This window comes from Allochromatium vinosum DSM 180, from assembly GCF_000025485.1.
Classification (GTDB): Bacteria; Pseudomonadota; Gammaproteobacteria; order Chromatiales; family Chromatiaceae; genus Thermochromatium; species Thermochromatium vinosum.
This window is the reverse complement of record NC_013851.1, coordinates 2,270,521-2,289,379: the sequence shown is the minus strand read 5'-3', so window position 1 is coordinate 2,289,379 and position 18,859 is coordinate 2,270,521. Positions and strand designations below refer to the sequence as shown.

Annotated in this window: 10 protein-coding genes; 6 read left to right on the top strand and 4 right to left on the bottom strand. The window is 65.1% G+C overall.

What is annotated here, in order from left to right; all coding sequences use genetic code 11:
• Window positions 1–46 precede the first annotated feature (46 nt).
• Window positions 47–1,357: a TRZ/ATZ family hydrolase gene (locus ALVIN_RS09890; RefSeq protein ID WP_012971187.1), complete on the bottom strand. Its 1,311-nt coding sequence runs from the start codon at window positions 1,355–1,357 to the stop codon at window positions 47–49.
• A gap of 69 nt (window positions 1,358–1,426) precedes the next feature.
• Here ALVIN_RS09890 and mtnA point away from each other — a divergent pair, with 69 nt between their 5' ends.
• The 4 genes from mtnA (at window position 1,427) to serC (ending at window position 9,085) form a co-directional block, all read left to right on the top strand.
• Complete coding sequence (gene mtnA / locus ALVIN_RS09885) at window positions 1,427–2,482, top strand: S-methyl-5-thioribose-1-phosphate isomerase (protein WP_012971186.1); 1,056 nt, start codon at window positions 1,427–1,429, stop codon at window positions 2,480–2,482.
• A gap of 38 nt (window positions 2,483–2,520) precedes the next feature.
• Window positions 2,521–3,585 carry an EAL domain-containing protein gene (locus ALVIN_RS09880; RefSeq protein WP_012971185.1) on the top strand — a complete coding sequence of 355 codons (1,065 nt, stop codon included), beginning with the start codon at window positions 2,521–2,523 and terminating at the stop codon, window positions 3,583–3,585.
• Between the two features lie 184 nt (window positions 3,586–3,769).
• Window positions 3,770–7,930: a DNA gyrase subunit A gene (gene gyrA / locus ALVIN_RS17120; protein WP_012971184.1), complete on the top strand. Its 4,161-nt coding sequence runs from the start codon at window positions 3,770–3,772 to the stop codon at window positions 7,928–7,930.
• A 72-nt stretch (window positions 7,931–8,002) separates the two neighbouring features.
• Window positions 8,003–9,085, top strand: a complete 1,083-nt coding sequence (gene serC, locus ALVIN_RS09870) for a 3-phosphoserine/phosphohydroxythreonine transaminase (protein WP_012971183.1) — start codon at window positions 8,003–8,005, stop codon at window positions 9,083–9,085.
• Window positions 9,086–9,194: 109 nt separating this feature from the next.
• On the opposite strand, the gene ALVIN_RS09865 is transcribed toward serC, so the two are convergent.
• Window positions 9,195–10,079, bottom strand: coding sequence for an META domain-containing protein (locus tag ALVIN_RS09865; protein ID WP_012971182.1), 885 nt, complete (start codon window positions 10,077–10,079; stop codon window positions 9,195–9,197).
• Between the two features lie 170 nt (window positions 10,080–10,249).
• Here ALVIN_RS09865 and ALVIN_RS09860 point away from each other — a divergent pair, with 170 nt between their 5' ends.
• Both ALVIN_RS09860 and ALVIN_RS09855 read left to right on the top strand, forming a co-directional pair.
• Window positions 10,250–11,374 carry a DegT/DnrJ/EryC1/StrS family aminotransferase gene (locus tag ALVIN_RS09860; RefSeq protein ID WP_012971181.1) on the top strand — a complete coding sequence of 375 codons (1,125 nt, stop codon included), beginning with the start codon at window positions 10,250–10,252 and terminating at the stop codon, window positions 11,372–11,374.
• 92 nt (window positions 11,375–11,466) lie between these two features.
• Window positions 11,467–12,753, top strand: a complete 1,287-nt coding sequence (locus ALVIN_RS09855; RefSeq protein WP_012971180.1) for a diguanylate cyclase — start codon at window positions 11,467–11,469, stop codon at window positions 12,751–12,753.
• 22 nt (window positions 12,754–12,775) lie between these two features.
• On the opposite strand, the gene hrpA is transcribed toward ALVIN_RS09855, so the two are convergent.
• Both hrpA and ALVIN_RS09845 read right to left on the bottom strand, forming a co-directional pair.
• Window positions 12,776–16,747 (bottom strand): ATP-dependent RNA helicase HrpA, encoded by a 3,972-nt coding sequence (hrpA, locus tag ALVIN_RS09850; protein WP_012971179.1) that lies wholly within the window; start codon window positions 16,745–16,747, stop codon window positions 12,776–12,778.
• A gap of 12 nt (window positions 16,748–16,759) precedes the next feature.
• The gene (locus tag ALVIN_RS09845; protein ID WP_012971178.1) at window positions 16,760–18,721 is read right to left on the bottom strand and encodes an SLC13 family permease; all 1,962 of its coding nucleotides are present in this window, start codon (window positions 18,719–18,721) and stop codon (window positions 16,760–16,762) included.
• Window positions 18,722–18,859 lie beyond the last annotated feature (138 nt).

The following is an 18,859-nucleotide window of genomic DNA, read 5'->3' as shown; positions in this document are numbered from 1 at the left end:
ATGGAAATGATGAAGCGTTGAGGTCTGTAGCCGGCCCGTCGCTCCGTTATTCGGCGATCCGCGCGGCCCAGATTTGTGCTTCCGAGAGTACTTCGGCCACATGCAGCGTGGTCGGGGCGCCATCGCGGATGACCTGACGCCCCCGGACCCAGACCTGCCGCACCTGATGGCGCCCGGCGGCATAGACCAGTTGCGAGACCGGGTGATAGAGCGGCTGGGTGTGCGGGTCGCGCAGGTCGAGCGCGACCAGATCGGCCGACTTGCCCAGCTCGATCGAGCCGATTTCGTTGTCCAGTCCGAGCGCGCGGGCGCCATTGATGGTCGCCATCCGCAGCGCCTCGGTCGCGGGCACGGCGGACGCCGAGCCGGACACGCCCTTGCCGAGCAGCGCGGCGGTGCGCATCTCGCCGAGCAGATTGAGATCATTGTTGCTGGCCGCGCCATCGGTGCCGAGTGCGACGTTCACGCCCGCGTCCAAGAGCTTCGCGACCGGGCAGAAGCCGCTGGCGAGCTTGAGATTGGACTCCGGGCAGTGCACGACGCTGGCGCCCGTCTCGGCCAGACGCGCGATCTCGGCGTCCTCCAGTTGGGTCATGTGGACGGAGACCAGCGACGGGCCGATCAAGCCGAGCCGGTCGAGCCGCGCGAAGGGTCGCTCTCCATGTGCATTCACGGCGTTCTCGACTTCATCCCTGGTCTCGTGCAGATGGATGTGGACCGGCACGCCGAGTTCGAAGGCCAGGGTCGCGATCCGCTGCAGCGGCGCGTCCGAGACCGAATAAGGGGCATGCGGCGCCCAGGCGACCCGGATCAGCGGATGGTCGCGATAGCGCTCGTGCAGCGCCAGCCCCTTGGCGATGTACTCATCGGGCGAGGCGGCATAGCCGGTCGGGAAGTCGACCACGATCATCCCGATCACGGCGCGCATCCCGGCCTCGGCCGTGACCTGGGCCGTGACCTCGGGATGGAAGTACATGTCGTTGTAGCAGGTCACGCCGCCGCGCAGCATCTCCAGCACGGCCAGCCGCGTCCCATCGGCGACGAAGCTCGCGTCGACCCAGCGCCCCTCGGTCGGCCAGATGTGCTCGTGCAGCCAGGTCATGAGCGGCAGGTCGTCGGCCAAGCCCCGCAGCAGCGACATGGAAGCATGGGTGTGGGCGTTGATCAGTCCTGGGATCAGGACATGACCGGGCAGCTCGACGGTCTGCTCGGCCTGGATCGTGCGCCGCGCCTCCTCGTAGGGCAGGATCGCCTGGATGCGCCCGTCGGCGACGGCGACGGCATGATCGGTCAGTTGGCGATTATCGGGGTCGACGGTCAGTATCCACTCGGCATGGATGAGCAGTTCGGCGTGCATCGCGCGGTCCTTTGGTTGCGGGGGCGAATGGGTGACAATAGGCGCCAACATGCCACAAAGGAGCCTTCGATGAAAACCACGCCACCCACTACGCCCACGCCCGACGACGCCGCACTCTGGCACGATGGCCGGCTCTATCTGGCCGATCAGCGCATCCTGCCCGAGCGTGCCGAGTTCCTGAGCTATGACCGGGCCGCCGAGGTCGCCACGGCCATCCGCGACATGGTGGTGCGCGGCGCACCGGCGATCGGCGTGGCGGCGGCCTACGGCGTGGCGCTGGCCGGACGCGAGGCTTACAGCAACGCGGGCGCGGACTGGAAGCAGGCGATCGAGGCCGATCTGGAGCGACTGGCCGCCTCGCGTCCGACCGCCGTCAATCTGTTCTGGGCCATCCGGCGGATGCGTGATCTGATCGCGCGGCTGGAGGCGAGTGATCCAAGCCAGGCACTGCTCGACGAGGCGCTCGCCATCCATGAGGAAGACCGCGCCGCCAATCGACGCATCGGCGATCTGGGCGCCGAACTCATCACCGAGCCGACCGAGATCATCACGCACTGCAACGCCGGCGCGCTCGCCACCGGCGGTTACGGCACCGCGCTCGGCGTGGTGCGCAGTGCCCATGCCGCCGGCAAGATCCAGCGCGTCTATGCCGACGAGACCCGCCCCTGGATGCAGGGCGCGCGCCTGACCGCCTGGGAGCTGATGCAGGACGGTATTCCGGTCACGCTCCAGGCCGATTGCGCGGCCGCGAGCCTCATGGCCACGGGTCGGATCGGCTGGGTGATCGTCGGCTCCGACCGGATCGCGGCCAATGGCGATGTCGCCAACAAGATCGGCACCTATGGATTGGCCGTCATGGCCAAATATCATGGCATCAAGGTCATGGTCGCGGCGCCGACCTCGACCGTCGACATGGCCATCGCCTCGGGTGCCGAGATCCCGATCGAGGAGCGCGACCCCGATGAATTGCTCGGCTGCGGCGGGCGACGCATCGCCCCGGCCGGCTGTGCGGCACGCAATCCGGTGTTCGATGTCACCCCGGCGGCATTGGTCGATGCCATCGTCACCGAACGCGGCGTGGTGCTGAATCCCACGACAGAGAAGATGCGCGCGCTGATGGACTGAAATTCTCATCCGATCGGACTGCAAGGAGACCCGTCGCCATGGCTTGTGCACGCTGTCAGACACTTCCGCTCTCGGTCGAGACGCGCGGCACGCTGCTGCTGACCGGGGCCGTGCGCGAACTCATCGAGATTCTGATCGACTTTCTGGAGTCCGAGGGGCTGGCCTTCGAGGATGCGGGGCTGGAACTGCGTCTGCACGAAGCCAGTCTGTTCGAGTTCCTGCAACGGGTGCGCGATGCCCAAGCCTTCAACGCACTCGAACGGCGCGGACTCTCGGCGTTGCTGCTGGAACCGGGTGAGACGCTGACTTTCCACTCATTCACCCGCGCGCGCACGCTGGAACAATGGCTGGGACTGCTCGATGCCTGTGGTCTGCTCGAAATCCTGGAGGCCAAGCGCTTCGTCTCCTGGTTCCAGCCGATCCTGTCGGCGACCGATGGGGCCGTGGTCGGTTACGAGTCGCTGCTGCGTGGTCTGCGGCCCGATGGCCGCCTGATGTTTCCGGGGGAGATCTTCGCGCTCGCCAACGACAACGACCTGCTGTTCCAGGTTGACCGTCAGGCGCGCGAGTCGGCCCTGCGGTGCGCGGCGGCCGAGGGCATTGGGAGTCAGCTCTTCGTCAACTTCGTCCCGACCGCGATCTACGACCCGGCGCACTGTCTGCAAAGCACGGTCGGCTGGGCGCGCAAGCTCGGGTTCGATCCGGGTCGGCTGGTGTTCGAGGTGGTCGAGACCGAGCGGGTCGGAGACCTCGATCACCTCAAGCACATCCTCGATTTCTACCGCGATGCGGGTTATCGGGTGGCGCTCGACGACGTGGGCAGCGGTTATGCCTCGCTCAATCTGCTCGCCACCCTCAAGCCCGACATCATCAAGGTCGACATGGAGATCGTGCGTGGTATCGATACCGATACCCAGCGCCAGTCGGTGTTCCGGGCGCTGGTCGGCATCGCGCGCGATCTCGGTATCCAGGTGCTGGCCGAGGGCATCGAGACCCAGGCTGAGCTGCTCTATGTGGCGGGGGAGGGCGCCGATCTGGTGCAGGGCTATCTGTTCGCCCGGCCCGCGCCTCAACCGCCCGAGCCGCAGTGGCCTGCGTTCTGAGGCGGCGACCGTCGATAGACAGCCGGATCTGCGGATGGCGAATCCCGGCCGAGTCGCGGCTGATACTGGCCCGGAAACGCAGTCCGGTCCCGCTGTCGTGGTAGAATCACACAGTTAAACACCAAGCCCGCGCGGTCACGCGCCCGCTCCCTGCCGCGCGCCTCAGAGTCGGTTCATCACACCCATGCCAGATTTCGCCAAAGAAGTCCTGCCCATCAATCTCGAAGACGAGATGCGTCAGTCCTACCTCGATTACGCCATGAGTGTGATCGTGGGCCGCGCCCTGCCGGATGTCCGCGATGGTCTCAAGCCGGTGCACCGGCGCGTCCTCTTCTCCATGCACGAGCAGGGCAACGTCTGGAACCGGGCCTATCGCAAATCGGCGCGCGTGGTCGGCGACGTCATGGGTAAGTATCACCCCCACGGCGATGCGGCCATCTACGACACCATGGTGCGCATGGCCCAGCCGTTCTCGCTGCGCAATCTGCTCGTCGACGGTCAGGGCAACTTCGGCTGCTTCACCGGCGATACGGCCATCAAGCTGGCTGACGGCACCGAGAAGACGTTCGCCGAGTTGGCGCAACTGCCGCCAAACGAAATCTTTTATGTCTATGCAGTCGACAAGACCGGCAAGATCGTCATCGCCGAAGGGCGTCATGCGCGCCTGACCCGCCCCGACGCCGAGCTTCTGGAGCTCACGCTCGACACTGGCGATGTCGTCCGTTGCACGCCCGATCATCGTTTCATGCTGCGCGATGGCTCCTACAAGGAAGCGCAGGACTTGACGCCGGACGACAGCCTCATGCCTGGGGTCTTCGATACAGCTCCAGTCAAGCCCGGACTGAACGAGTATCTGCGCATCCTCCAGCCGAATCTTGGGCAGTATCAGTTCGTTCATCATCTGGCCGACGAGTTCAATGCCGAACGCGGGCAATGTGATGATGTACAGGGACCGTTCGTTAGACATCACCGGAACTTCGATCGCTGGGACAATACTCCATCGAATATCCAGCGTTTGACATTCCTTGAACACTTGCATCTGCACGCTGAGCAACTCGGCGAACTCTGGAAGGATCCGGATTTCCGCGAGGCACAGAAGCGTGGAGTGCAGACCTACTATTCGCAACACCCCGAGGTTGTTGAAGAGCGGCGCGAGCGCTTCATTCGTCAGAACCAGGACGAACATTTCAGGCAGCTGAATGCCGCGCGCACTTCGGAAGGGTTGCAGCATTATTATGCCGAGCACCCGGAAGCGTGTGCGGCGATTGCCGAACGGATGCGCCTGTTGTGGCAGGATGCCGATTATCGCGAAAAGATGTCCAGTGTGCTGTCCGGCATCCAAAAACGCCCACTTTCGGATGAGGAACAGGCCGGTATCCGTGCCATCATCGCGGAAAAAAGCCGGCGCATGTGGGGTGACGACGACAAGCGTGAAGAGATCGTTGCGGCGATTTGCCGCGCCATGGCCTCCGACAGTATTCGTAAGAAAATCAGCGAGGCCGTCAAGCGTCAGTGGCAAGATCCTGAATATCGAGCAAAATTTCCAGCCGATCATTTCTCGCGCATGGCACACAGGTTCTGGGACAAGCCGGAAGCTCGTGAGATCCATCGCGAAAAAATTTCCAAGCAGTGGGAATCCGCTGAATTCATCCAGGCTCAGAAGCAGGCTGTCATCGACAGCAATGCACGCCGATTACGCGAAAATCCTGATTTGATGCAGGATATCAACCGTAAAGCGGTCGAGTCCTTGCGAACGAATTGGAAAGCGCCTGAATATCGCCGGCAGGTGATGCGGCGTAAGATCGCGGGTTATGTTTATGATCTGACCAAGCGATTCCCTGACTGTGATGTCACCCCCGAACTGTACGAATCGAATCGCCAGCAGAATTGGATTCCGCGCCTGAACAAGGCCGTCGAGTATTTCGGCGACTTTGATGCACTCGTTACGGCGGGCAGACATTATAACCATCGGGTTGTCAGTCAACGTCGACTCACCGAGCGCGCGGACACTTACGACATCACGGTCGATCACCATCACAATTTCCTGCTGGCGTGCGGTGTCTTCGTCCATAACTCGGTCGATGGCGATCCACCGGCCGCCATGCGTTACACCGAAGTGCGCATGACGCGCATCGCCGACACCCTGCTCGACGATCTGGACAAGGAAACGGTCGATTTCGTCCCGAACTATGACAACACCGAGCACGAGCCCTCGGTCCTGCCGGCGCGCTTTCCGAATCTGCTGGTCAACGGCTCATCCGGCATCGCCGTCGGCATGGCGACCAACATCCCCCCGCACAATCTGCGCGAGGTCATCGACGCCTGTCTGGCGATCATCGACAACCCGCTGGTGTCGCTCGACGAGCTGATGGAGATCGTGCCCGGACCGGACTTCCCGACCGCCGGACTCATCAACGGGGTGCGCGGCATCCGCGAAGCCTACCGCACCGGACGCGGCCGCTGCGTGATGCGCGCCCGCGCCACGACCGAGACCCAGAAGCGTAGCGGACGCGAGGCGATCGTCATCACCGAGATCCCTTATCAGGTCAACAAGGCGCGGCTGCTGGAGCGCATCGCCGAACTGGTCAAGGAGAAGAAGATCGAGGGCATCGCCCAGGACGGTCTGCGCGACGAGTCCGACAAGGACGGGATGCGCATCGTCATCGAACTCAAGCGCGACACCCACTCCGAGGTGCTGCTCAACAACCTCTATCAGCACACCCAGCTCCAGCAGGTGTTCGGCATCAACATGGTCGCGCTGGTCGACGGCCAGCCGCTGACGCTCAACCTCAAGCAGATCCTCGAATACTTCCTGCGCCACCGCCGCGACGTCGTCACACGCCGCACCCTCTATGAACTGCGCAAGGCGCGCGACCGAGCGCATGTGCTGGAAGGCTATGCCATCGCGCTGGCCAACATCGACGAGGTGATTGCGACCATCAAGGCCGCCGCCAATCCCGCCGAGGCCCGCGAGCGGCTGATGGAGCGCCACTGGGCGCCCGGCGCCGTCACCGGAATGCTGGAACGCGCCGGGGCCGACCGCACCCGTCCGGAAGAACTCGAAGCCTGCTTCGGACTCAGCGACGCCGGCTATCGGTTGAGCGAGCGTCAGGCCAAGGCGATCCTGGATCTGCAACTGCACCGCCTGACCGGGCTGGAGCAGGACAAGATCCTCAAGGAGTTCGAAGAGATTCTGGCGACCATCGCCGCGCTGCTCTTGATCCTCTCCGATCCGGATCGGCTGATGGAGGTCATCCGCGAGGAACTGATCGCCGTGCGCGACCAGTTCGGCGACGAGCGCCGCACCGAGATCCAGCTCGACCAAACGGATCTGACCCTGGAGGATTTGATCGCGCCCGAGGATCGCGTGGTCACGCTCTCGCATCAGGGCTACGTCAAGACGCAGCCGATCAGCGACTATCAGGCCCAAAAGCGCGGTGGCAAGGGCAAGAGCGCCACCGCGATCAAGGAAGAGGACTTCATCGACCGCATCTTCGTCGCCAACTCGCACGATACCGTGCTCTGCTTCTCCAGCCGCGGGCGGGTCTACTGGCTCAAGGTCTACGAGTTGCCGCAGGCCGGACGCGGCGCGCGCGGGCGACCCATGGTCAATCTGCTGCCGCTGGAAGCTGGCGAGCGCATCACCACCCTGCTGCCGGTACGCGACTACGAGGACGGCTCCTTCGTGTTCATGGCCACCAGCGCCGGCACGGTCAAGAAGACCCCGCTCAAGGACTTCTCGCGTCCGCTCTCGCGCGGCATCATCGCCATCGACCTGCGTGAAGACGAGCTGCTGGTCGGCGCGACCATCACCGGCGGCGAGCAGGATCTGATGCTCTTCACCTCGGCGGGCAAGGCGGTGCGCTTCTCCGAGAGCCATGTCCGCTCGATGGGACGCGCAGCGCATGGTGTGCGCGGCGTGATGCTCCAGGAGGGACAGCGGGTGATCGCCCTGGTCGCGCCCGAGGACGGCGGCACCGTGCTCAGCGTCACCGAGAACGGCTATGGCAAGCGCACCGACGTCGATCAGTTTCCGACCAAGGGGCGTGGCACCCAGGGCGTGATCGCCATCGACACCGCTGAGCGTAACGGCGCTCAGGTCGGCGCGATCCTGGTCCATCCGGGCGACGAGATCATGCTGATCGCCGACGACGGCACTCTGATCCGCACCTCGGTCGATCAGATCCCGGTGGTCGGACGCAATACCAAGGGCGTCAAACTGATCAATCTCGGCGAGGGCCAGCGACTGGTCTTCGTCGAACGCATCGCCGCCCTGGAGGGCGACAAGGAAACGGGCGAGGAGGCCGCCGAGGACAGCGAGGCGTCCGTGGCGGACGACGCCTAGCCTCGATCGAACCGCTCACCGCATCCTACGGGATGTCCACCGCAGAACACTCAACCCATGGGGAATGTCAGAATGGCTCGCGTCTATAACTTCAGTGCCGGTCCCGCGATGCTGCCCGAGGCGGTCCTGGCCCAGGCCCGCGACGAGATGCTCGATTGGCGCGGCAGCGGCATGTGCGTGGCCGAGATGAGCCATCGCGGCAAGGAGTTCATGTCCATCGCCGCCGAGGCCGAGGCCGATTTGCGTGAGCTGCTCGCGATTCCGGCCAATTACAAGGTGCTGTTTCTGCAGGGCGGCGCCTCGCTCCAGTTCGCCATGATCCCCATGAACCTGCTGCGCGGGGCCGAGGGCGCGGACTACATCAACACCGGCTCCTGGTCGAAGAAGGCGATCGCCGAGGCGCGTCACTATGGCACCGTGAACGTCGCCGCGACGACTGAGTCGAGCAAGTTCACCCGCGCGCCGGCCCAGGACGAGCTGAATCTGAGCGCCGATGCGGCCTATGTCCACTACACGCCGAACGAGACCATCGAGGGCGTCGAGTTCCCCTATGTGCCCGAGACCGGCGACAAGCCGCTGGTCGCCGACATGTCCTCGACCATCCTGTCGCGTCCCATTGATGTGTCCAAGTTCGGGCTGATCTATGCCGGTGCGCAGAAGAACATCGGTCCGGCGGGCCTGACCATCGTCATCGTGCGCGAGGATCTGATCGGCCAGCCGATCAACGGCACGCCGACCATGCTCGACTACAAGATCCACGCCGACAACGACTCCATGTACAACACCCCGCCGACCTATGCCTGGTATCTGGCGGGTCTGGTGTTCAAGTGGCTGAAGGACATGGGCGGTCTGGCGGCGATGGCCGATGTCAATGCACGCAAGGCCAGGAAGCTCTATGACGTCATCGATGCGTCGAGCTTCTATGCCAACCCGGTTGCGCCGACGGATCGCTCCTGGATGAACGTGCCCTTCACCCTGGCCAACGCCGAGCTGGACGAGGTCTTCCTCAAGGAGGCTAAAGCCGCTGGGCTGACCACGCTCAAGGGGCATCGCTCGGTCGGCGGGATGCGCGCGAGCATCTACAACGCCATGCCCGAGGCGGGGGTGGATGCGCTGGTGGCCTTCATGCAGGAGTTCGAGCGTCGCAACGGCTGATAGGCCGATGCAAGATGCGGCGCGCTTTTGGCGTGCCGCATCGGTTCGACTTCAATGTCTGACGTATTGCTTTCAGCCGTCGAGCCGAAAGACGGGGATGCGCCTCCGATCAATCGGCGCGCACGGCCCGCAGGCGTGCCAGGATTTCGCCATCGGCGTCGAGCAGGAACAGACGCCCGTCCTCGATCCGATAAGTATTCACCTGTCCAAGCAGATCAGCATAGGAGCGTGCCTGCTCTGCGCGACCATCGGTGGCGGCGCAGGCCATGCGCGTGGTCGCGATCGGGCCGAACGACAGTGACGCCTTGGAGTGCGTAAAGCCGCTCAGATAACGATTGCAGCCGTCCGAGCCGCTGATTCGTCCGCGCGGGTCGAAGCTCAGGTCGATCGTGGTGCCCCGGATCGGGTTGGCCAGTATCCCCTGAGCGTCGACTAGGGCTTCGGCCACCCAGGTGTAGCCTTCCAGCGTGTTTGCCGTGGTGTCCGCTGCACTCGTCGCCGCGCCGATCCGGGTGAAGCTCAGCACGGTATCGTCCCGATCATCGGTCAGCTCCAGACGATCCGGGACATAACGGTAGCGCGTCACACTTTGGAGCGCCTTGAAGATCGCCGCTTCCTGCTTCATCAGCGGTTCGGGGCAGGCCATGCGGGTCGCCGCCAGGCCCTCGCCAAAGCGAAAATCGGTGCCTTCAACCCTATAGTCGCCCTGAACCCGGTTACAGCCGGTACTGCCCGAGAACCGGCCATCCTCGAACCGAAACTCTGTCGGGCGCGAGCGGGGCGCGACGTTGTTCACACCGGAGTCGCTTCGATAGGCCGTCAGGCGCCAGTCGAGTCCCTCGAATGGAACCGGCACTGGAATCGGCTCCGGGCCCGGTTCCTCCGCGATCGGAGCGGGTGGCGCGGGTTCGGACGTCTGTGCCTGGGCCTGAAGCGGTCCCGACAGCACCAACAGCAGTCCACATCCAGTGATCGTGCGCAAGAGATCGGGCATGGTCAGGTTCCCGCGTTTCGAGGTTGCAACGAAAATCAGCCCCGGCATTGGGCGGCGATTCTATAATCTCTGGATTCTCCATGCCCCGAACGACCGATGCAACAGGCTCGCGCCGGTCCGGGGCAGCCGTTCAATCGAGAGGTGGCGAGACACTCGCCGAGGCGATCCGAATGCAATTCATCGACTTGAAGACCCAGTACGCCCGTATCGACCGCGATGTGAAGGCCCGCATCGAAGCCGTGCTCGACCATGGTCAGTTCATTCAGGGGCCGGAGGTCCAGGCGCTGGAAGCGCGACTGGCCGAATTCGTCGGCGTGCGCCACTGCGTCGGTCTGTCGAGTGGCACCGACGCACTGCTCGCCGCCATGATGGCGCTGGAGATCGGCCGTGGCGACGAGATCATCACCACGCCCTTCACCTTCATCGCCACCGGCGAGATGATCGCCCTGCTCGGGGCGCGTCCGGTGTTCGTCGACATCGATCCCGTCACCTACAACATCGATCCGGCCAGGATCGAAGCGGCCATCACCGGGCGTACCCGCGCCATCATGCCGGTCTCGCTCTATGGCCAGTGCGCCGACATGGACGCCATCGCCGCCATCGCCGCGCGTCATCGGCTGCCAGTGATCGAGGACGCCGCCCAGAGCTTCGGCGCCAGTTATCACGGCCGGCGCTCCTGTGCGCTCTCGCGCATCGGCTGCACCTCCTTTTTCCCGGCCAAGCCGCTCGGCGCCTATGGTGACGCGGGTGCCTGCTTCACCGACGACGATGCGCTCGCCAAGTCCCTGCGCGAGATCCGCAACCATGGCCAGGACCGGCGCTACCATCATCCGCGTCTCGGACTGAACGCGCGCCTGGACACCCTGCAAGCGGCCATCCTGCTGGCGAAGATGGAGATCTTCCCCGAGGAGGTCGAAGCCCGCGCCCGCATCGGCGCGCGCTATACCGAGCTGTTCCAGGCACGCGGCGCGGTCGGTACGGATGTCGGCGGCGCGCCCGTGCTCACGCCCTACGTGCATCCGCACAACCTGTCGGTCTATGCCCAGTACACCATCCAGGTCGAGGATCGCGACGCGGTCGCCGCCAAGCTCAACGAGCAGGGAATACCGACCGCCGTCCATTACCCGATCCCGCTCAACGAGCAGCCGGTGTTCCATGTCGGCCTGCCGGGCGAGGACTATCCGGTCAGCACCGCCATCGCGCGCCGGGTGCTGAGTCTGCCCATGCATCCCTATCTGGACGAGGAGACGCAGGTGCGCGTGGTCGAGGCCGTGGCCGAGGCGGCCGGACTCTAACCGCCCGTCCCCCCGGACGCCGCGTGGCGCTGCAACACCCGACAGCGAGCGAGACGATGTCGACTGTGATACCCCTGACATCCGGTCCCGCCGTGAGCACCGACCCTCCACCGGCCGAGGGCGAGCGCGTCCTGCTGGTCGATGACAGTCAGGCGATCAGTCGCTTGCTGCGCGCGCGTTGCCAGGAGCTGGCCGGTGTGGAGTCGGAGATGGCCGGCTCGCTGGCCGAGACCAGGGCGCTGCTGGCGAGCGGGGCGCGGCGCTTCTTCGTGGCCGTGGTCGACCTCAACCTGCCCGATTCGCGCGAGGGCGAGGCGATCGATCTGGTGCGCGCCCATGACATTCCGGTGATCGTGCTCACGGCCCATTACGACGAGGCCATTCGCGCGCGCATGCTGACCAAGGAAGTGGTCGACTATCTGCTCAAGAGCAGTCTGCACGAGATCGATCATGTCGCGACCCTGGTGCGGCGAATCCATCGCAACCGCGACGTCAAGGTGCTGGTGGTCGACGATTCAGGCTCTTTTCGCGCCTATCTGGTCAGGCTGCTCGAACTGCACCGTCTCCAGGTGATTGAGGCCGCGAACGGGCGCGAAGCTCTGGCAGTCATGCAGTCCGATCCGGGTGTCGATCTGGTCATCACCGATTACAACATGCCCGAGATGGACGGTCTGGCGCTCATCGGCGCGCTGCGTCAGCGGCATCCGCGTTCGGAGCTGGCGATCATCGGGCTGTCCGAGCATGGCACACAGGCGCTCTCGGCGCGGCTGCTCAAGAACGGCGCCAACGATTGCATCGCCAAGCCCTTTCTGGTCGAGGAGTTCTACTGCCGCGTCATCCAGAACATCGAGCAGATCGAGCTGGTGCGCACCATCCGCGACTCGGCGGTGCGCGACTATCTCACGGGGCTCTACAACCGCCGTCATTTCTTCGAGACCGGCGAGACGCTCTATGCCGGGGCCAAGCGACGCCAGATCACGCTGGCGGCGGTCATGCTCGACATCGATCACTTCAAGCGCGTCAACGACACCTACGGGCATCTGGCCGGGGATCGGGTCATCAAGCAGGTCGCCAGCCTCCTGGCCTGCGGCGTGCGTCAGGCCGATCTGCTCGGGCGCTATGGGGGCGAGGAGTTCTGCATCCTGCTGACCGGGATCGATCAGTCGAGTCTGGCCATGACTCTGGAGCGGCTGCGCTCCACCGTCGCATCCACGCCCATCGAACACGAGGATCAGTCGCTGTCGGTCACGATCAGCCTGGGCGCGACCCTGGCGTTGGGCGACAGCCTGCAAGCCATGATCAACCGCGCCGATGCCTGCCTCTATCATGCCAAACAAGGTGGGCGCAATCGCTTCGTGATCGACGATTCGGTCGAGTGATCCTGCAACGCGCGCTCGGCTGTCACAGTCCCAGCTCCTTCCACCGCGTCTCGATGCGCTTGACCGACACCGGACAGGCCGTGCCGAGCGACTGGGCGAAAAGCGAGACGCGCAACTCCTCCAGCAGCCAGCGGATCTCATCCAGACGCGGATCCTGACGCCCGGCCGTGCGCGCCGCCGCCTCGCGTTCGCGCCAGCGTGACTGGATTCCGGCCATCTCGCTCATCCAGCGCCGATCACGGTCGGGCGCATGGGCCAGACGCTCGATGCGCTGCCCGATCGCCTTGAGATAGCGCGGATAGTCCTTGAGATGGACAGAGGGAATGGTCTGCGGAAAACCCCGGAACACCAGCGCATCGAGCTGATCGCGGATGTCGAGCACCGAGGGCATCCAGTTGACCTGGTTGATGTTGGACAGCCGTTTGCGCAGAGCCTGATAGTCGCCAAGGATCGTGCCGATGAGCTGACAGACCGCGTTGGCCGTCGGAAAGAGCCGGGGCTTGCACGCGGCCAGACGCTGCTCGAACACCGCCTGGGCGCGGATCGGCGGCTGATCCTCGATGAAGGTCAGATCCAGAATGAGCGCGATCAGCTCGTCGGCCAGATCGGCGGGCTGAGCCGTCGGCACCGGCGCCTTGGCATACTGCAACCGCATCCGGTCCAGCTCCGGCAGTTGCTTGCGTAGCTGGCGGATGTCCGCGCCCAGATGCAGCATGATGAGCCGCCGCAGTCCCGCCTGATGCGCGCTGGTCGCATTCTGCGCCGAGTCGAGCACCCGGATCGCCACGCTCTCGCCCTGATCGACCAGTGCCGGATAACCGCGCAGCGTGATCCCGGCGCGGGTCAGATCCACCGACTCGGGCAGATCGCCAAAGGTCCAGCGCGTCACGCCCTCGCGTTCCAGCGCGAGATCGGCGCTCGGAATCCGGGTGAACCCCTGAGCCCCCTGCACCGCGAACCGCCGCTTGAGCGCCAGCGGATCATCGCCCACGGCGAGCGCCTGCCCCGACTCGTCGACCAGCCGGATCTTCATGCGCAGATGCGGCGGGATCACCGACTGATCCCAGGCGTCCTCCGGGATCTGGACGCCGCTCATGGCCCGGATCTCCTCGGCCAGCGCCTGGATCAGCGGCCGGTCGGACGGCGCCAGTCGCGCCGCCAGCCGCTTGGCCGTGTCCGGGATCGGCACGAACGCCTTGCGCAGTGTCTTGGGCAGACCGCGTAGCAGGGCCGTGATCCGCTCCTCGATCAGCCCCGGCACCAGCCAGTCGAGCCGGTCGGGCGAGACCTGATTGATCAGCGGCAGCGGCACCACCAGGGTCACGCCATCGGCCGCCGCGCCCGGCTCGAAGCGGTATTCGAGCGGCAGTGCGGTGGCGCCCACCTGGAGCTGATCGGGGAAGGACTGCGCGCTGATCTCCGACGCCTCATGGCGCATGAGATCGCTCAGACGCATGTGCAGGATGCGCGGCGTCTGGCGCGTGACCTGACGCAGCCAGCGCTCGAACTGGGGCATCGAGTAGATCCCGGAAGGCACCCGCTCGGCATAGAAGGCGTAGATGGCCTCCTCGTCGACCAGGATGTCGCGCCGGCGCGACTTGGACTCCAGATGCTGGACGTACTCGATCAGCTCGCGGTTGTGACGCCAGAAGGGCGCGCGGGTGTCGAAATCCCCCTCGGTGAGCGCGAAACGCAGAAAGATCTCGCGCGCCTCGGCCGGATGGATGGGGCCATAGTTGACGCGCCGCTTGGGCACTAGGGTGACGCCGAACAGCGTGACCTTCTCGAAGGCTGCGACCTGACCGGATTTGGCCTGCCAGTGCGGTTCGGAATAACTGCGCTGGAGCAGATGACCGGCGGCGCGCTCGATCCAGCCCGGCTGGATGGCGGCGGCGATGCGTCCGTACTGGCGCGTGGTCTCGACCCGCTCGGCGACCATCACCCATTTGGGCGGCCTAGCGAACAGGGCCGAGCTGGGATGGATCAGGAAGCGGCTGTTGCGTGCACCCTGGAACTCACGCTCGGCCTCGCGGAAGCCGATGTTGCCGAGTAGCCCGGCCAGCAGGGCGCGGTGGATCTTCTCGTAGCCATCGGCATCCAGCGAGGGCGCTTGGGCAGCCGTGGCGGCGGACTCCTTGAACCCCATCTCCAGCATCTGTTCGCGCAACTGGGCATGGATGTCGCGCCATTCCTGCACCCGGTTCCAGGACAGGAAATGACGCTGACAGAGCTTGACGAACTTGTTGCGCGAGAGCTGATGGCGCTCTGTGTCGAGAAAGTGCCAGAGATTGAGAAAGGTGATGAAGTCCGACTCGGGATGGCTGAAGCTGGCATGGATCTCGTCGGCGGCCTGCTGCTTGTCGTGCGGCCGCTCGCGCGGGTCTTGCACGCTGAGCGCGGCGGCGATCACCAGTACCTCGGCCAGACACTGATGCTCGCCGGCCGCCAGCAGCATCCGCCCGATGCGCGGATCGACCGGCAGGCGCGCGAGCTGGCGCCCGAGCGCGGTCAGCTCGCCGGACTCGTCGAGCGCCCCGAGTTCCTCCAGGGTGCGATAGCCGTCGTTGATGAGCCGCGAATCCGGCTTGTCGATGAAGGGGAAGTGCTCGATGGCGCCGAAGCCGAGCAGCTTCATCTGCAAAATGACGGCGGCCAGGTTGGCGCGCGCGATCTCGGGCTCGGTGAACGCGGCGCGCGCGGCGAAATTGTCCTCGCTGTAGAGCCGGATGCAGACACCGGCCGCCACACGCCCGCACCGCCCCTTGCGCTGATTGGCGCTGGCCTGTGAGACGCGCTCGACCGGCAGCCGCTGGACTTTGGTGCGGTGACTGTAGCGGCTGATGCGCGCGAAGCCCGGATCGACGACGTAATGGATGCCCGGCACCGTGAGCGAGGTCTCGGCGACATTGGTGGCCAGGATCACCCGGCGCGTGCCGTGCGGCTGGAAGATGCGCGCCTGCTCCTGCGGCCCCTGACGGGCGAACAGCGGCAGGATCTCGGTCGAGGGCGGATGGTGCTTGCGCAGCGTCTCGGCGGTGGTGCGGATCTCGCGCTCGCCGGAGAGGAACACCAGCACGTCGCCGCGCCCGACCCGCGCCAGCTCCTCGACCGCCTCCGAGATCGCCCGCTGCATCGGCTCGTCGCACTCGGCGGCGCTCTCTTCCTCGGGCGGACGGTAGCGCATCTCGACCGGATAGGTCCGACCCGAGATCTCGATGATGGGCGCCGGCCGCCGCTCGCTGTCGGCGAAATGGCGCGCGAAACGCTCAGGATCGATGGTCGCCGAGGTCACGATCAGCTTGAGATCGGGCCGTCGCGGCAGCAGTCCCTTGAGATAGCCGAGCAGGAAATCAATGTTCAGCCCGCGCTCGTGGGCCTCGTCGATGATGAGGGTGTCGTACTCGTTGAGCCAGCGGTCCTGCTGGATCTCGGCCAGGAGCATCCCGTCGGTCATCAGCTTGATCGCCGTCTCGGGGCGCACGCGATCGTGGAAGCGGACCTTGTAGCCGACCAGTCCGCCGTTCTCGACGCCCAGCTCCTGCGCCACGCGGCTGGCCAGACTGCGCGCGGCGATGCGGCGCGGCTGCGTATGGCCGATGCGCCCGAAGCGCCCGCGTCCCAGATCCAGACACAGCTTGGGCAACTGGGTCGACTTGCCCGAGCCGGTCTCGCCGCAGAGCACGATCACCTGATGGCGCTCGATCAACTCGGCGACCTCGTCGCGCCGCTCGCTGACCGGCAGCTCAGGCGGATACTCGATCCGGGGCACCAGCGCCTGACGCTGGGCGACCACGGCCTGGGACGCCTGGATGCAGTCCTGGAGCTTGGCCAGCCCCTCGTCGATCGGCTGACCGGCACGCGCGCGCCGGTGCAGATTGCGCAGACGCGACTGGATTGAGTGACGATCGCGGATCAGACACCCCGCGATGTCTTGCTCACCTGGGATCTCTAGGGCGACTGGAGGGCAGGCATGGCTCGATTCCGGAGACGACATGCGGCGCACGCCCTACATGACCAGATTGATCATGGTCAGCGCCACCACCAGGAACAGCACTGTCATGAGGCTGCCGGCACGCATATAGTCGGCCACCCGATAGCCGCCCGGTCCCATGATGAGCGCATTGACCTGATGGGTCGGCAGCAGGAAGGAGTTGGAGGTGGCGATGGCGACCGTGAGCGCGAAGATGGCCGGATCGGCCCCGGCGCCGAGCGCCATGTTGACCGCCAGCGGCACCAGCAGCACGGTGGCGCCGACGTTCGACATCACCAGAGTGAAGGCCGTGGCCAGACCCGCCAGCGAGAGCTGTATCACCCAGACCGGCACATCCCCGAGCGCGGCCAGCGTCTGTTCGGCGATCCAGGCCGCCGTGCCCGTCTGTTCGACCGCCATCCCCAGCGGAATGAGCGAGGCGAGCAGGAACACCGTCTTCCAGCTCACGGCCTGATAGGCTTCCTCCATGGTCAGCACCCGCGTGAGCACCATGCCGAGCGCGCCCACCAGCAGCGCGACCGAGAGCCGCAGATCGGTGAACAGGATCAGGCTGATGGTCAGCACGAAGAGCGCGAGCGCGGCCGAGACCTTGTGCGGACGCAGTTCCTCGTGCGGATACTCGGTGGTGACGACCACGAAGTTGCGATCCTTCTCCAGGCGCGCCAGATCGGCCCAGGTGGTCTGCACCACCAGCGCGTCACCGGCGGCGAAGGGCGTGTTGCGCACCCCGCCGGTCTTGTAGGTGATCTGGGTGCCGCCGCGATTGATGGCCAGCAGCGACAGACCATAGGTCTTGCGCATCCAGACATCACGCGCGGTCTTGCCGATCAGGCTGGAACCGGGCGGGATGACGATCTCGGCGACACCGGACTTGGTCGCGGACATGACCTCGGCGAAGCGGTCGAGATCGCGCTTGCGTACGAGCTTGTTGGCGTTGGCCACGTCCAGGAGCGAATCGGCCGTACCGAGCAGCGCCAGTGTGCTGCCGGGCGTGATGCCGAGCGTGCGGTCGACGCCATCGGCACCGAAGCGCAGTCCGTCGCCCTTCTCGACGCCGACCAGACGCACCCGCCAGGTCTGTTCCAGCTCATCGACGCTCATCCCGATCAGATGGCTGTCGCTGTTGGGCACACGGAATTCGCCGATCTCGAAGTCGGTCAGACCATAGGTCTCGGCAAAATAGGTGCGGGTGTCGCCGCCCTCGGCTTTGGTCGCGCCATGGACCGGCAGCACCAGACGCCCGGCCAGCACGAAATAGACGATGCCCGTGAGCAGGAGCGCGACACCGATCGGCGTCACGTCGAACAGCCCGAAGGTCTTCATCGGCGCCACGCCCTCGGGCAGAGCCTGATTGGAGGTCAGGATCAGATCGTTGAGCAGGATCAGCGGGCTGGAACCGACCATGGTGATGGTGCCGCCGAGCAGGGCGCAAAAGCCCATGGGCATGAGCAGTCGCGACATCGGCAACCCGGTGCGCGCCGAGATGCGGCTGACGACGGGGATGAAGAGCGCGGCGGCGCCGACGTTCTGCATGAAGCTGGAGATGACCCCGACCGTGCCCGAGATCAGCGGGATGATGCGCTTCTCGGTCGAGCCGCCGATACGCATGATGAAGGCGGCGACCTTGGACATGATCCCGGTCTTGTCCAGCCCGGCGCCGACGATCATGACCGCGATGATCGAGATCACGGCATTACTGGCGAAACCGTCGAACAGATGCTCGACCGGCACCAGTCCCTGTTCGAGGCCCATCAGGGGCGCAGCCAGGCTCGTCAGACCCAGCAGCACCATGACGGTGATCGCCGCCACGTCGACACTGACAACCTCGAAAGCGAACAGAAAGACCGTCAGCAGCAGAAAACCGCTCACCCAGGCGATCTCGGCCGTCGGGACGATTCCGGCCAGATAGATGGCGGCAACGGCAAAGGCGGCGCCCGCGATGTCCGTCTTGGACAGGGCACGGATGGCGTCGAGCATGGCGTGTCCTCGTGTATGGTTACGTGTGGGTTGGAGAGGCGATCATGTTACGTTAAGAAACGCTAATATTCCTGACTTTTTCAAAGACCTCGGGTCAATCAGACGCAGGGCTCACGACTATAATGGCGGGATCTCATC

What these genes read in the sequence shown, in the direction of transcription:
- ALVIN_RS09890 (WP_012971187.1), bottom strand. Translation starts at nt 1,357, where the DNA reads ATGCACGCCGAACTGCTCATCCATGCCGAGTGGATACTGACCGTCGAC.
- mtnA (WP_012971186.1), top strand. Translation starts at nt 1,427, where the DNA reads ATGAAAACCACGCCACCCACTACGCCCACGCCCGACGACGCCGCACTC.
- ALVIN_RS09880 (WP_012971185.1), top strand. Translation starts at nt 2,521, where the DNA reads ATGGCTTGTGCACGCTGTCAGACACTTCCGCTCTCGGTCGAGACGCGC.
- gyrA (WP_012971184.1), top strand. Translation starts at nt 3,770, where the DNA reads ATGCCAGATTTCGCCAAAGAAGTCCTGCCCATCAATCTCGAAGACGAG.
- serC (WP_012971183.1), top strand. Translation starts at nt 8,003, where the DNA reads ATGGCTCGCGTCTATAACTTCAGTGCCGGTCCCGCGATGCTGCCCGAG.
- ALVIN_RS09865 (WP_012971182.1), bottom strand. Translation starts at nt 10,079, where the DNA reads ATGCCCGATCTCTTGCGCACGATCACTGGATGTGGACTGCTGTTGGTG.
- ALVIN_RS09860 (WP_012971181.1), top strand. Translation starts at nt 10,250, where the DNA reads ATGCAATTCATCGACTTGAAGACCCAGTACGCCCGTATCGACCGCGAT.
- hrpA (WP_012971179.1), bottom strand. Translation starts at nt 16,747, where the DNA reads ATGTCGTCTCCGGAATCGAGCCATGCCTGCCCTCCAGTCGCCCTAGAG.
- ALVIN_RS09845 (WP_012971178.1), bottom strand. Translation starts at nt 18,721, where the DNA reads ATGCTCGACGCCATCCGTGCCCTGTCCAAGACGGACATCGCGGGCGCC.